The organism is Phocaeicola sartorii JCM 17136 = DSM 21941, from assembly GCF_054653615.1.
Genome location: NZ_BAAIFW010000006.1, coordinates 960,298 through 973,175, shown reverse-complemented (window position 1 = coordinate 973,175; position 12,878 = coordinate 960,298). Strand labels below are relative to the sequence as shown.

Genomic DNA, 12,878 nt, shown 5'->3' with positions numbered 1-12,878 from the left:
TCCACGAAACACAATTATAAAAATGGAAAGAATGAATCTCAACGAGGCTGAACTGACGGTAACGACGCAGTACATGATAGACATATCCCAAAGGACTGACTACAACATGACGCTGAGCGATTACGGCGACATGCAGGAATTCCTGTGCTGTTGCTCAGAACTGTTCCCGCAGGAGCGGCAGCCGCAATACAGATATGTGGCATGGGACAACATACCGTCCATATTGATAAACCGTGAATGGCTGTGTCCCAACTTCTTCGATATAAGGGATGCGTTTGACCAGCTTGATGACGAGGATATGGAGGATTTCGAGAGATGGTGCGCCAGATACGGCTATGACCTGAGAACCGACAATCCGCACCTGCTTGTAGCGCATTACAGGAACATGTACGGCGACAATGTAAGCTACAATGCCGAGTGTTATCTGCCTGATACGGATAACGAAAGCAGTTCTTGTATCTGTTACCACGAAGGCTGGTTCGACCAAAACCTGCTGAGGCAGGAGATATTCGGTGACAATTACGATTAAAGACGAGGAATCATGAGAATCAACCATCTGTCACCGCTGTATCCGACCGACCCGCGCGTGCACCGTGCCTATTCGGAGATACTCAATATCGTCCTGCTCTCACGGCATATCATGGATGTCAGCAGGATGCTCATCGAGAGGAATGTCGGGCACGAGTACGGTTCGCTGTCGGGGCATTTCCACTGGTCTTTCAGGAACGACTGCTTCACACTGTGGCAAAGGACCGGATACAACCACCTCACCTGTTTCCCGCAAAGGTTGATAGCCGTGCATTTCGGAACCATCGCCGCAAAAGACAAAGAGATCGACAATGTATCACTGAATTAAAATAAAATATTATGAGTTATCAGATAATCACAAAAATGGCATACAATGCCTCGACGCGCCATATCGAGACTTGGCAGCACTCCAACAATGTGTGGCCCAGAACCGACCATTTCTATGCCATGGATGTCGGAACCGATGAAAAGATGTTCCAGTTCATAAAATTTATTGCCGAACGTTCATGGCAGGGGCGCAAATGGCGAAGACAGTTTGAGATACTGTTCAAAGAATATCCGGCATTGCGCAGGGAATCGTATGAAAATGAGCTAAGGGGCAAAACCTGGGAGGAATATTGCGCCATAAGACGCAAATATGAAGAGCTTGCCGAAAGTAAACGCGGAGAGATAGTCGCCCGGTTCAAACAACTTGTGAAAATAAAATAGAAGCCATGAAAAGTGTGACAATATCCAACCGCGAGATAGCGACTATGGCCTTCGACAGGCTGTGCAAGGAAAACAAAACGGATGCCGCAGCATAGTAAAAGTATTTATGGTGAATAGGAATAATATGTACGGGAAAAGCGGATCCTGCCGTCCACCTGTGTACGGCAGGGAGGGAGGAAGCAAGGCACTGACGATGGATCTGGTAAAATCACTGATGCTCGCATCGTATAGCCTTGTATGGGTGGACTACCGCGACAACCTTTACGACAGCCTCGACATTGTCGGGGAATGCATCAAAGAAAAAAGTGCGAGGCCGCTCTATGAAAAGGCCGAAGGCTGGTACGACGAACAACGGTTCCTCATCATACGGGAGATATGGGGACAGATAAAGGCCGGAATCTCAGGCGAAGGCTTTGACGAAGACGCGGTTGAAGAGTTCATGGAAGCGCACCGTGACGACATCATGGATGCGATATATGAACGTGACGACTCAGATGCGGTGAGCGAACTGGTAAGACACACGCGGGACGTGCCTGTAAGGGTCGAGTTGCTGTCCGGCTATGACTGCATCAACTCCCACTGGCTGGAATCGCAGGGAGGGTATGTATACCCGGACTCGTATTTCGGCGACATGGTGGACGCGCTCAACCTTAATCCAGCAAAGGTAAAGAGGTTCCTGGCGGAAAAAGGGATCACCGTATACGGCAGGTGTCATTACAGGAGGTCGCGTGACGGCAGGGAATTGGTGTCATACGAGGATTTCCACCGGGAGCTTGTAAACTCATGTTGCGGGACGAACCTGCTTACCTATACCGGCAAGGTCAATCTCAGGGAGCTTTATGAATCAGGTTTCTCGGTGGCTAAGGTTACAATTCCGAAAGACAACTACTGCGGGATATTCAGCTCCATGTATGGCGGCGGAAGTGCCATAGGCATGAGGCTGAGAAGGGATGTCACCCTTGAACTGGAAACCGGGGGATACCGTGGCTACCGACTGGTGCTTGACGCATCCGGCAGCGGGCATGACTACTCCATAGGGCGTGTGTACGGGGTGGACGACTCCTTCTTCGTTGGGACAGTGAAACTTACACCCGCCAATTATGAAACCGTATAACCGAATAATTCTCATATGAAAGATTTCAGCAGACAGATTGAAGATCTCCGCAAGGAGATTACCGGAGCAATAATAGGATTGCTTCGCCGACACGGACTGACGGAACTGGAATTTCCGGAGTCCGGCTCAGTTCCCAACGCACCGGATTCCGTATATGTCATATTTTTTGACGATGACGGATATCCCTATGAAGGCGTGGTGACAAAGGTTACAGTAACCGGGGAGTCTTTAAGCATGACTGCAATAGATAACCATGAGGGTTGCATATTCCAGACCGAGAGTGTGTTCGACCTTTCATCGCGCAGCCCTATATGGCTTAACGAAATCCTGCTTGCGACGCAGGAACTGCTTGAACCCGAAAATGAACCATTAAAAACATAAAAAGTATGGCAACAGACATGAACAGGCATATATGGGAGGGATGGACTGTCGGAATGTTCATTTCCGAACTCGCCCCCATCGTGGAGATGATAATGACCGGACAGAGTTGGCGCAGACCTTTCACCTCAAAAGCGGAGCTTGCCGACTGGTGCAGGGAAAACCAGCCATTCTATAAGAAACGTATTCCGGCGGTGAATAACCATTTCGCAAAAATGTACAACCTCAAATGACACGGATATGGATATAGTGAATCTGATTTCGACAACCTGCTCCTGCGACAAGCAGACCGCACAGGAATATCTCGAAGCCGAGGTACGTCATCTTCAGGAATTGCAGGAACTTAGCGACCTCCGTGAAGATGACCTGTATATGGCTTGTAGCAATCTTGGCATAGAAGACGACTATGTGGAGTATTTCATCAACCGCGTGGCTATGGCCTGACGCACAAAATTTAACGATATGACCTACTTTCAGAACATCAACAGTCTGGCGGACCTGAAAAAGAAGTACCGTCGGCTTGCAATCGACAACCATCCCGACAAAGGTGGCAGCACGGAAACAATGCAGCGCATCAACTTCGAGTTTGAGAAGCTGTTTGCCGTATGGAAGGACGTCCCTGTGTCGCCGACATCGGATCTTAACGGATACGAGAACGACTATGGCGAAGCATCCGCCGGGGAATACACTCGCTATGTCTACAACGAATACCGGTGGAGAGGCTGTAACTATCAAGGACAGTCCTCACGCGAAATCGTGCGGATAATCCGTGACTGGCTCAAGGAGACCTATCCGAGATACAGGTTCTCGGTAAGACGCGACGGCTACAGCTCGATACATGTCACCCTGATGAGTGCCGACTTCGAGGCGTTCACGAAGGAATCCGGGTATATCCACTGTTCTATCAATCATTATCGGGTTGAAAGAGAACAAGGATTGACAGACCGCGCCCGGGAGGTGATGACCAACGTAAAGGATTTTGTCATGTCGTACAACTATGACGACAGCGACCCTATGACCGACTACTTCTGCACCAACTTCTATCTTACTCTCGGCATCGGCAAATGGAGCAATCCCTACAAAGTCGTGCTTCCGAAACTCGGCATGAAAGGCCCGAAACCAAAGACATTCAGGCATCCCGAAGGTTCGGCGCACAAGGCTATCCGGCAGGCTCTTGAAAAAGGCCGTTTCGACTTTATAGAGAGCCAGCGGCATACCGGATATAAGGTCTACGGAGCAGATCACTACGGTTCAAAGGGCGAACATTACTTTTGGCCTAAGCAGTATTCAAGCGCCAAGTCTGCACAGAAGCGCATTGACAAACTTGAAAAGGCAGGTATAATCTGCAAACTGACCGGCTATAACGGCGGCTGTATCCGCTTCATCGGCTATACTCCCGAAACAGAACGTATGCTCCGACAGGAAGAGCAGGAATACAACGAAGCCCGCGAGAAATGGGAATTGGAGAATGGCCCCCTATGTCCGGCTTCGGCATAACGAAACAATGAGGATTTCTGCTTTTTATGGGAATCCTCAAAAACCTAAAAATTCTTATGGCACAGGAGAACATGGGCGACTGGATGGAATATGCCCGCGAATATGCGAAAGCCCAACGGGAGATGAAAATCGAAAAATGGGTCTGTATCACCATCGAATACCGGACGAAGGAACGGCAACGGGTTGTTTTGTTCCGCTATGACCTCCCGCGTGATATATATGAGCGGCGCCAATGGGTTGTCAGATGGCGCCATGCCCGACTCCTGTGCCAATATCCCAAAGAGAACGTTCAGACATATTTCTCATATTATGACAGGCGCACCGGACTAAGCATGGATTTCGGCTCTGCTCTTTCCAGACTATCTGCGGCTAAGGCCCAAATCACAATAGCCCGACGCAAGGAACAGGAATATCTTGAATACCAGCGGCAGAACAATATGTTCTTTAATGAGGCAGAAGATGAAACACTTGCAAAATTCCGCCGGAAGCTACAATCCAAGATTAAAAAATATGCCGAACTTGAAAGAGAGGTTATTCTATCGGTTCAAAATGTGAGGCTACAATATTACTTAAATCGTTTTTAGGGAAATCTCTATTTGTAATGTTCTGTTTCCCAAACTGACAGTTTCTAAAACTATCCTAAAAAGCAATGTGCAAAAATACACCTTGCTTTACAATAGAGGTAAGATCAGCTACGGCATTTTTGTTTTTTGTGGCGTTTCATTTTGGTTTTTTGCGCACCATTCTCATTGAAATAAAATTGCGCACTTGTAAATTCAAGATATTTATCAAATTCCGTATTGGGCAGTTTGTTCCAAAATGGAACAAACTGGATTCTTTACTTCTAATTTTTTATGGGACGTTTGGGGCAGTATTGCATAAAAGAATTGTTGGCTATGGTGTCCTATATTGAGAATATTACATCCTATTAATCTTCTCATTCAGGACTTCAAGTTCTGCTATGATTTCATCAAAGGTAGGAGCCTCTCCCATAACCATATTCATTACCGTACTCTTATAGTCAGTTTCCCAGCGGTCGCGGATTTCTCCTGTGGGAATAATTTTCAACGAAGAGCGTCTCAATGTGTCGTAATCAAATCCTTTAAGACCAATGAATTTCCGTCTATGCTCTATCACAGACTCATAAAGGCAGTCATCCGCCAATGCTTCATCCGCCACACCTGTCCTCATTATTCTTGAAACGTCATAAATATGTCTTGACATTCTTTCTATCCGGATATCTGCTGATGGCTTTGCAAATTCCTCATGAAGCAGAAACAATTTCTCCAAAAATGTGCGTTGTGGCAGGACGGCATTGACATCCACCGGATTGTCCTCAAATGTGAGTTTAGGTAGATTGTCGGAAATATAGGAACGTATTGCAACTGTTTTCACCGGCTCCGACATAGAACGTCCGCTGACTTCGATTTTGACTTGTGGAAGGACATATCCATTGCCTTCAAATATCGGCTTGTAGGCAACGTATATGGTTTCCGGATCAACAGTGCTGACTTTTGTCTCATGCACTGAGACGGTTATTAGGTCCGGTGTTATGCCTTGACCTATAAGTGCGTTCTCCACATCATTAATCATTGTATTCCTTACGAATGAGCATGATGCCCTGCGCAGTTTGTCGCTGATCTGATTTTTGGACAATTCACCGGGAAATCCGAGATATTCACGGCTTACAGCAATGTCAATGTCTTCCGACATACGATGAATCAGATCCCAGCATTTACTGAGATTTGTACCACCTTTGAAAGAGATATTATCGGAATAAGGCAGTGAGAATATCGCCCGTAACACGGACGTCACCCACCAGTCCTTTTCTACGACAATTCGCGACAAACCAGTCCTGTCGCTTACATAGTCGATTATATCTCGACGGTCATCAACCGTCAGATCTGTGAAAATCATATTAGTCTTCAAGTTTTTTTCTTACCCATACCGGTGCAAGCCGGATGTCGTGTTTGTAAATGTCGTTGGGGACGCTCCTCACGATCTCCTTTATTCTGTTCACCATATCGTCGGTTATGTTATCTTCTCCTATACTCCGTATTGCAGATACAGCAAGCATCATAATCTTGGAGAGAAATTCAAACAGACGGAATTCATTGCTTTCCCTGAATATGATGCTGCGCCCATTGGCGAGCCCGATTTTCTTTCTTGCCCCATTGGTGATATAGACTGCATTGACAGGAATCTGTGTAGATAATCCAAGTTGGTTCAACGCCTGGTCTCCGGTAGGTATTATCTTTACCCGGTCTCGTTCTGCAATCCGTTGGGCAATATCTTCTGCCGAAGGAGGTATGCAGTCAAGTCCAAGAACTTTGTTTGACCGTGGTACACAATATATACCACGACTGATGCGCATAATATCTCCGTGCTTGACCATACGGCTGAGCATCTGGCGTACTGCTTCCGGAGAGGCAATCTCCTCAAAATCGGAAGGAAAGAATACATAACCTTTCTCGAAAGACATAATTCTTTCGCGTACAATGTTTTCGCAGTTTGATATGTCTTGCCGTTTAATCATGTCACAAAATTACGGTATTTTTGTGACACGACCAAAAGTTGTCGAATTTTAGTTAGCGAAAGTAGCGACAGGCTGGTAATCTTCAAAATTTTTAGTTTCCCAACTCGTTTGTGAATGAGCATGAATATGTTGGGGAGTAATGAAATTCTTTCTGAAAAGAACCAGTTGTCAAGTATCCCTTAACAACTGAATTTAGCACACTATGTTGAAAGACGTTAAGTAGTTCCATAAATAGCCTAATGCGTAATTTTCTACAAAATCCCCAATTCGTGATTTTATAAATTCCAGCACATGTTCCAAAATGGAACTATTCGTAAAGGCTGTTATATTTTAGGGCTTGTTTAAATTACTTAGCAACTGTTTGTTCGCTATTTTTCATATACTCAGTTAGAACTTCTCTTGCGTAATAATAGCCACGTTCCTTAAAGCGATTCCAAAAAACAAGCCAAGGAATTATTAAGAAATAATATCTCCAATCATCAAAATGAGACCATAATAAAAATAGTGTCACAATCGTAAATGCTGTCAGCAGAACTCTCGAAAAAGCATATTGTGCGCTAAAAACTGGTATGCGGCAATCCTTATTACCATTACATGCTCGCTTTGCAATAGAGAATAATTCCCCTGTTGTTGGCGATTTACTATGAGCATCTTTTTTCAGCCGTTCGATTATCGCAGTTGCATTATATAACCGAACTTTACTTATACCCGTATATTTCTTCTTTTTGTTTATGGTTAATAATTTGTCTGATGGTTTACCTCCAATTGTCCAAAACCAAAAACTTTCCAAAAGACTACTGACAGCATTAATAAAGTAACCAACTACAAATGCAGCTGCTATGTAAGCGATACTGTAATCCTCATTGTAACTTATGTCAAATGCGTATAATGAGGCCATAAGAGTAAAGTAACCTATGATAATTCTTGAAAGTAGATCGTAATAGTTGAATTCCATATTATATTAAAGCATTTACATAAACACCGTTATCACCTATAATAGCTTGTACAAATGGTATGTTTTGCAAGAGATGATCCGTACTCATTTCATCAAACTGTTTTTTATCCAAGGTGCTGGGAGTATTAGAACCAGATGGATGAGAGTGCCATTCTCCAAGATATCTAACCTGATAGTATGTTTTAAGGTTGATTGAGTCCTGAACTTCTTTAAGGCCATTGCAGCCACGCACAAATGATGTCGGCCCATGTTTACTGTCAATTGGTGCTGGATGAGAATGTAGCACATAGATTATTTGTCTATCTTTATCATAACATCCAAAAAAGACACCACCTGTTTCAAGTGTGCCAGATGACAATCGTTGTTCTTTCATGATTGATATTACATCATTTATTATATACACCTTAACACCGTTAATATCGAACAACTGCCAGTCCGATAGCGGAATATTAATATAGTCTACAACACTATTACCTGCACTTATACGCCATATTGCAATTTTTGCATCATTGGAGGCATACAATTTTTTTAGTTGTTGCGATGCAATACTTGCCAACAGCCCGACATTGTCATAGTCTATTATTGAAGATTCTGCCCGACAACTGAAGCTGTTTGTTCTTTGTTTTTCTGAAACTGACAAATGATCATTTAATCGCTCATCAACAATAAGCATCCGATAATAAGTCATTTCCAAAAGATCAAGTCGATATTTACGCTCTGTATCTTCATATAGTAATGCCAGCTCCGTCCCTTTAGGATTAAGGAAGACACTACTTCTTCTTGCATCGCCATAGCTATTGTCCAATGCTAAATTTCGTTCTACAGCTATTGATGTACTGGCATCAATAATTAAATCGGCATTTTCAAAGGCTCTCTGTTTATCGTTGTTATTGAACAAAAGAACATCTTTATCAATACTATCTACTTTTTGGTATTCAATACTGCGATAAACATCTTTTAATGCTTTGGCTTTTGACTGCATTACATATTCAGGAGAAAGGACATGTCGTGCTATATTATGTGGTAATAGGGAATCATCATCAATGATGACAATTTTTTCACTTACACCTTGTCGAATAAAGTGATCTATAATATTCCCACCAAGAGTACCCGCTCCGATAAACGATACTTTCTTAAACAAATTGCCGAGTCCATTTGATGACGCATTCAATTCTCGTGAAACAGGAGGAAGTGTCATAACAATATCTATTTGTTGCGAATATAACCATTTCTGAAATGAATCGTGAGATTGTTTTTTTGCTTGTAAAGCTATATCACAAATCTTTTTCTTGAAAACGATGAAAAACAACTCTGATGATTCTGCGTCTAAACCAATTGCCCTCTTTTGTGAAATTAAAACAGGAAGAAATAATGGCAAATCAATTTTTAGTGCTTGATGATTATAAAATAAAGACTCTATTACGTTTAATAATGGATTACCTTTACAAACTGTAATCCTATTTAAATCACCAATTATTTCGGGGATTTCGGCCATCCCATTAGACAATATCTCATCAGCTTTGAATGGAAAAATATAATGTGTAGCACTTTTGCGCTCAGTATATTCCAATATGGCAGTATTTTTTGAAATTGCATGAAAACGACCAAAACAGCCACAGTTTTGAAAATTCTTAATTGTGGCTACTATATGTGAGCCATAGAATACTTCTAAAGGTCTATCTGGCTCATGTAATTCTCCTATACTATTAAGATCGAACCATCGTCTTATACTTTGTAAAAAATCATAAGCACTAAATTGAAGCCGATAATCAGAAAATGGGACATCACTGACACACAAAGAAACCGGATGAGCATAAGGCATTGCGTTGGAATGTGGGAGACCAACAGGAAAGTCTTTTCTCAAAGCAAATACAGATGGAAGTATTAAATCTTCTTTGGTACACTTTATCGCCACATCTTCTTCCTTTAAAATAGGGAAAACCGGTTCATCCGGGATACTCAGTGCACGGAAAGACATTATAATAATTTCATCGCCTTTGCTATTTATGCGACATTCTTTTATTTTTATATCGGAATCAAATTGAGCTGTTCTGTGTATAGCAATAGCTCGAGGGAGTCGTAAACGGCTCCCCCGAATTTCCTTACCTTTTATAATATCGTATCCTTTTAAAGCCATCTTTACATTCCAGCACGAGGAGCAGGTCGAGAAATGGATGATTCCCCGGCGATAGCTGTTCCTGTTATTTTTCGTTTACCTCGATCATTAATCTTAAAAACGATTGGTTGCGCAATCCCATTAATAATTTTATCAGTAGCCGTATTATAAAAATTATCTTTATCATCGAGGAATCTTATATACATTTTCTTCGCCTCAGCACAAGGGGGATTGGAATCATAGGAATGAATAGCTTTTGAAGAGGCTATAATGCAGCCATTATTGAGTCCGTTGCATAATATATCTTTAGCAGATTTTAAAATCTCCTGCTTGTTGTCGGAATCATTGAAAAATGTCCAGGAACAATGATGTGGAGCAAGAAATATATTCCACTGTAAGTTAGCGTCATCAACATTGTTGTCAAGAATATGTTGCCAGATGTCATGCTCGGCATCTCCGCCCATTAGTACCCGACAAACTACTCTATCATCTTCGGTCTTAAATTTAAATTGCGTGACGATGGATGTGGTATTTTTATCATCCGTTTCACGACAATCTGTGACATCTTCCTTAAATGGGGCATGTATAAATATTTCAAGTAATGACAAGAATGAGCCATTAACAAATTTTACGTTTGTGCCTGGAACATATGCATAGCGGCTGTCAAAATTCTTCTGATTATCGTAGCCAATAATACGAAGATAGTTCCCATATGTTCCACAATAGCTTTGGTTTTCATCGTATAAAAGCCGTCTACGTTTTGCCTCACAACGGATACTTTCTGCAGAGGTAGCGACATTATTACCCATGCCTCGAGGGGTTATCCATAATTCTCCTATAATAATTTTACCTTTATCTGAGGTGTTGTCATATTCATTTGGATTACCATGATAGAAATTATCCTTAAACCCGATACAATGATCATCATGAGGATGTGTGCTGACAAACAAATCTACGTAGGGATGTCCTTGGCTGTCTCTATTTAGTTCAGCCAAGAGATCCTTTTTAACATCATACGAAATTTGTTTGCCATCTTTATCATAAGCGTCGGTTATCTGGCAGTCAATGATTACAGTCTTTCCGTTTCCTAACTTTATAAGGGTGCAATCTCCGTTATCAACAGGGTAGTATTTTATTGTATGTTCCATAAAAAAGTATTTATATTTCTTATACAGCAAAAACCAAGCCAACCTTGAGATTATATTATTAAGGCCTTAAATATGACATTATTGCATATTATGTTGTCAGCTATCTGCCATTACTGACAATTATTGAGTCAGTAGAGATTCCAATCATTAAACAGTTATATATATAAACATATGGAATATGGAAAAATCTCTCTTTCTGAATTTAAACCGAGCAATACAGAAAGAGAGATTCAAGTATGAGTTATGGAATGAAGAACAGCGCGAACTCGGTCTTGCGGCGTTTCAGCAGCCCGGCGTGGCGACTGCCCTTGTATCGGCAATAGCTGATATACTCCTGATAGATATTGCGGTTGCCGGACTCCAATTTACGGATAAGGGTACTTTTCGGTATCCTGCCGGAACCCAGCAACCTGTATTCACCCACATTGTACGAGAGTACCGCAAGCAGCAGCGCGTCTTTCCCGAAGCGGCGGAATGTCGAGCAGCGCTTTATAAGGTCAGCCCTCAGCAGCGAGTCAGCCTGCGATTTAGTCAGATTACAGGTGAGTTTCTCGCCGGGAAGGAGTTTATGGCCGTAACCTATATACGGGTGGTGCCGGGCATAGTGCCAACCCTCAAAGCTCTTTATGCAGGCCACAGCCCTGTCAAAGAGCGAAGCAGGTATCGTCAGTCTGTCAGGTGGCGGCTCCCAGCCACCCTGTGCCGCCAGCCCGGAATAACCGAGACTGACGGATAGGATAATCAGAATAATTCGTACTACCATAGGCACTCCTTACTTTTTAGGTTCCACTCCCGGAACCACCGGACGGACGATTATAGAATCCACTGGAAAGCGTATTCCGGGAATGAAACCTCCGCCATCGTCACCGCTGTCACCGTCGTCATCATCCTTATTCTCGTTGTTGAACGAGAAGGTCAGCATGAACATCTGGTCATCGTTATCCTCAAAATAAAGGTCTATCCTCTGCTGGTCGGCACACTCAGAAGTGTAATAAAGACGGAACACCTCGCGGTCGAGCGGGTAACGGTCGTTGGGTCTCAGCACCATGCCGTCATCCATGCGCAGTGTGCCCCTGCCGTCTGGCTGGAAATAGCGCACGGTGTACCGGGCATCCGAGAAACGCCCCTCGCGTTTGAGTTGGCAACGGATTTCGGCAGTCTCGCCCTGTGCCAGACGTGTCGGCACGGGCATTGTCTCCACCATGAACGGATAAGTGCCGTCCACATCTATGTCATCCTCGCATGAGGAAAGCGACAGAGCGGCGAATATACAGCCGCATAACGCGATAAGGAAATGTATCTTCTTCATGTTCATTCTTGTTTTGATTTTTAATTTATGATGAATTTCACGCCCGCCCCGAGCTGGGTGGCGAACTTGCTGACAGAGCTACCCCAAAGGACACGCTCACGGATGCCGGCAAGCAGGACTATACGGTCAGTCAGGTAGCATTCCGCCTCCAGCGTCACGGCACCGCCGTATATGAAAGCGTCATTTGCCATAAGCCGGGAGCCGTCAGACAGGAGCCTCTTGCCCCGGTTAACAGACTCGTATCCGGCAAGAGCCGAGCCGCCTATCGACAGGAAGAATGTCTTGGAAGCATCCGAAAGGAAGTTCAGGTAATATCCCCCTTCAGCCGTGAACTGCGCACGCGGGATAGATATATCCTTGTATCGGTAGTTCTTTTGCAGGTATTCGGCGCCGAACACCCACCGGTTGGCACGGCCGCTGTAAACGGACATGGCGGAGCCGAGATAGAAATCACCCGAAGAGCCTCCCACAAGACCGCCGCGAAGTTCCAGCCCCTTCATACCGGGAAGGCAGCGCTGGGCGTATGCCTGCCCTCCGGAGAGGGCAAGCGACACTGCCGCGATTATTGCTATGACAAATCTTCTCATGG

Annotated in this window: 17 protein-coding genes; 9 read left to right on the top strand and 8 right to left on the bottom strand. The window is 43.9% G+C overall.

Annotated elements, in window-relative coordinates; all coding sequences use genetic code 11:
* The first annotated feature begins 31 nt into the window (after positions 1–31).
* The 9 genes from ACYQ0C_RS21140 to ACYQ0C_RS21100 all read left to right on the top strand — a co-directional run bounded on the left by ACYQ0C_RS21140 (position 32) and on the right by ACYQ0C_RS21100 (position 4,809).
* Complete coding sequence (locus ACYQ0C_RS21140) at positions 32–529, top strand: hypothetical protein (RefSeq protein ID WP_016274805.1); 498 nt, start codon at positions 32–34, stop codon at positions 527–529.
* A 12-nt stretch (positions 530–541) separates the two neighbouring features.
* Positions 542–856, top strand: a complete 315-nt coding sequence (locus tag ACYQ0C_RS21135) for a hypothetical protein (RefSeq protein WP_016274804.1) — start codon at positions 542–544, stop codon at positions 854–856.
* A gap of 11 nt (positions 857–867) precedes the next feature.
* Entirely contained in the window at positions 868–1,236 is a 369-nt protein-coding gene (locus ACYQ0C_RS21130) for a hypothetical protein (protein WP_016274803.1), read from the top strand.
* Between the two features lie 106 nt (positions 1,237–1,342).
* On the top strand, positions 1,343–2,350 hold the full coding sequence (locus ACYQ0C_RS21125; RefSeq protein WP_016274802.1) for a hypothetical protein: 1,008 nt from the start codon (positions 1,343–1,345) through the stop codon (positions 2,348–2,350).
* 15 nt (positions 2,351–2,365) lie between these two features.
* Positions 2,366–2,731 (top strand): hypothetical protein, encoded by a 366-nt coding sequence (locus tag ACYQ0C_RS21120; protein ID WP_016274801.1) that lies wholly within the window; start codon positions 2,366–2,368, stop codon positions 2,729–2,731.
* Positions 2,732–2,736: 5 nt separating this feature from the next.
* Positions 2,737–2,961, top strand: a complete 225-nt coding sequence (locus ACYQ0C_RS21115; RefSeq protein ID WP_016274800.1) for a hypothetical protein — start codon at positions 2,737–2,739, stop codon at positions 2,959–2,961.
* Positions 2,962–2,968: 7 nt separating this feature from the next.
* On the top strand, positions 2,969–3,172 hold the full coding sequence (locus ACYQ0C_RS21110; protein WP_016274065.1) for a hypothetical protein: 204 nt from the start codon (positions 2,969–2,971) through the stop codon (positions 3,170–3,172).
* An 18-nt stretch (positions 3,173–3,190) separates the two neighbouring features.
* Positions 3,191–4,225: an LPD29 domain-containing protein gene (locus tag ACYQ0C_RS21105; protein ID WP_016274799.1), complete on the top strand. Its 1,035-nt coding sequence runs from the start codon at positions 3,191–3,193 to the stop codon at positions 4,223–4,225.
* Between the two features lie 56 nt (positions 4,226–4,281).
* Positions 4,282–4,809 (top strand): hypothetical protein, encoded by a 528-nt coding sequence (locus ACYQ0C_RS21100; protein ID WP_016274798.1) that lies wholly within the window; start codon positions 4,282–4,284, stop codon positions 4,807–4,809.
* 334 nt (positions 4,810–5,143) lie between these two features.
* Here ACYQ0C_RS21100 and ACYQ0C_RS21095 read toward each other — a convergent pair whose 3' ends face one another.
* From ACYQ0C_RS21095 to ACYQ0C_RS21060, 8 genes are all read right to left on the bottom strand, one after another.
* Positions 5,144–6,142 (bottom strand): nucleotidyl transferase AbiEii/AbiGii toxin family protein, encoded by a 999-nt coding sequence (locus ACYQ0C_RS21095; RefSeq protein WP_016274796.1) that lies wholly within the window; start codon positions 6,140–6,142, stop codon positions 5,144–5,146.
* Position 6,143: 1 nt separating this feature from the next.
* Entirely contained in the window at positions 6,144–6,707 is a 564-nt protein-coding gene (locus ACYQ0C_RS21090; protein ID WP_050582518.1) for a DUF6088 family protein, read from the bottom strand.
* A gap of 400 nt (positions 6,708–7,107) precedes the next feature.
* Positions 7,108–7,716 (bottom strand): hypothetical protein, encoded by a 609-nt coding sequence (locus tag ACYQ0C_RS21085; protein ID WP_016274794.1) that lies wholly within the window; start codon positions 7,714–7,716, stop codon positions 7,108–7,110.
* A gap of 1 nt (position 7,717) precedes the next feature.
* Complete coding sequence (gene cap2-3 / locus ACYQ0C_RS21080; protein WP_016274793.1) at positions 7,718–9,853, bottom strand: anti-phage 6A-MBL system cap2_3 protein; 2,136 nt, start codon at positions 9,851–9,853, stop codon at positions 7,718–7,720.
* Between the two features lie 2 nt (positions 9,854–9,855).
* The gene (mblB, locus tag ACYQ0C_RS21075; protein ID WP_016274792.1) at positions 9,856–10,980 is read right to left on the bottom strand and encodes an anti-phage 6A-MBL system MBL-fold protein; all 1,125 of its coding nucleotides are present in this window, start codon (positions 10,978–10,980) and stop codon (positions 9,856–9,858) included.
* A 241-nt stretch (positions 10,981–11,221) separates the two neighbouring features.
* Complete coding sequence (locus ACYQ0C_RS21070) at positions 11,222–11,743, bottom strand: glycoside hydrolase family protein (RefSeq protein ID WP_081642352.1); 522 nt, start codon at positions 11,741–11,743, stop codon at positions 11,222–11,224.
* Between the two features lie 9 nt (positions 11,744–11,752).
* Positions 11,753–12,295 carry a DUF3872 domain-containing protein gene (locus tag ACYQ0C_RS21065; protein WP_016274790.1) on the bottom strand — a complete coding sequence of 181 codons (543 nt, stop codon included), beginning with the start codon at positions 12,293–12,295 and terminating at the stop codon, positions 11,753–11,755.
* Positions 12,296–12,309: 14 nt separating this feature from the next.
* Positions 12,310–12,876 carry a conjugal transfer protein TraO gene (locus ACYQ0C_RS21060; RefSeq protein ID WP_025077083.1) on the bottom strand — a complete coding sequence of 189 codons (567 nt, stop codon included), beginning with the start codon at positions 12,874–12,876 and terminating at the stop codon, positions 12,310–12,312.
* Between the last annotated feature and the right edge of the window lie 2 nt (positions 12,877–12,878).

Coding starts and splice junctions, on each gene's coding strand:
- ACYQ0C_RS21140 (WP_016274805.1), top strand. CDS start 32: ATGAATCTCAACGAGGCTGAACTGACGGTAACGACGCAGTACATGATA.
- ACYQ0C_RS21135 (WP_016274804.1), top strand. CDS start 542: ATGAGAATCAACCATCTGTCACCGCTGTATCCGACCGACCCGCGCGTG.
- ACYQ0C_RS21130 (WP_016274803.1), top strand. CDS start 868: ATGAGTTATCAGATAATCACAAAAATGGCATACAATGCCTCGACGCGC.
- ACYQ0C_RS21125 (WP_016274802.1), top strand. CDS start 1,343: ATGGTGAATAGGAATAATATGTACGGGAAAAGCGGATCCTGCCGTCCA.
- ACYQ0C_RS21120 (WP_016274801.1), top strand. CDS start 2,366: ATGAAAGATTTCAGCAGACAGATTGAAGATCTCCGCAAGGAGATTACC.
- ACYQ0C_RS21115 (WP_016274800.1), top strand. CDS start 2,737: ATGGCAACAGACATGAACAGGCATATATGGGAGGGATGGACTGTCGGA.
- ACYQ0C_RS21110 (WP_016274065.1), top strand. CDS start 2,969: ATGGATATAGTGAATCTGATTTCGACAACCTGCTCCTGCGACAAGCAG.
- ACYQ0C_RS21105 (WP_016274799.1), top strand. CDS start 3,191: ATGACCTACTTTCAGAACATCAACAGTCTGGCGGACCTGAAAAAGAAG.
- ACYQ0C_RS21100 (WP_016274798.1), top strand. CDS start 4,282: ATGGCACAGGAGAACATGGGCGACTGGATGGAATATGCCCGCGAATAT.
- ACYQ0C_RS21095 (WP_016274796.1), bottom strand. CDS start 6,142: ATGATTTTCACAGATCTGACGGTTGATGACCGTCGAGATATAATCGAC.
- ACYQ0C_RS21090 (WP_050582518.1), bottom strand. CDS start 6,707: ATGTCTTTCGAGAAAGGTTATGTATTCTTTCCTTCCGATTTTGAGGAG.
- ACYQ0C_RS21085 (WP_016274794.1), bottom strand. CDS start 7,716: ATGGAATTCAACTATTACGATCTACTTTCAAGAATTATCATAGGTTAC.
- cap2-3 (WP_016274793.1), bottom strand. CDS start 9,853: ATGGCTTTAAAAGGATACGATATTATAAAAGGTAAGGAAATTCGGGGG.
- mblB (WP_016274792.1), bottom strand. CDS start 10,980: ATGGAACATACAATAAAATACTACCCTGTTGATAACGGAGATTGCACC.
- ACYQ0C_RS21070 (WP_081642352.1), bottom strand. CDS start 11,743: ATGGTAGTACGAATTATTCTGATTATCCTATCCGTCAGTCTCGGTTAT.
- ACYQ0C_RS21065 (WP_016274790.1), bottom strand. CDS start 12,295: ATGAACATGAAGAAGATACATTTCCTTATCGCGTTATGCGGCTGTATA.
- ACYQ0C_RS21060 (WP_025077083.1), bottom strand. CDS start 12,876: ATGAGAAGATTTGTCATAGCAATAATCGCGGCAGTGTCGCTTGCCCTC.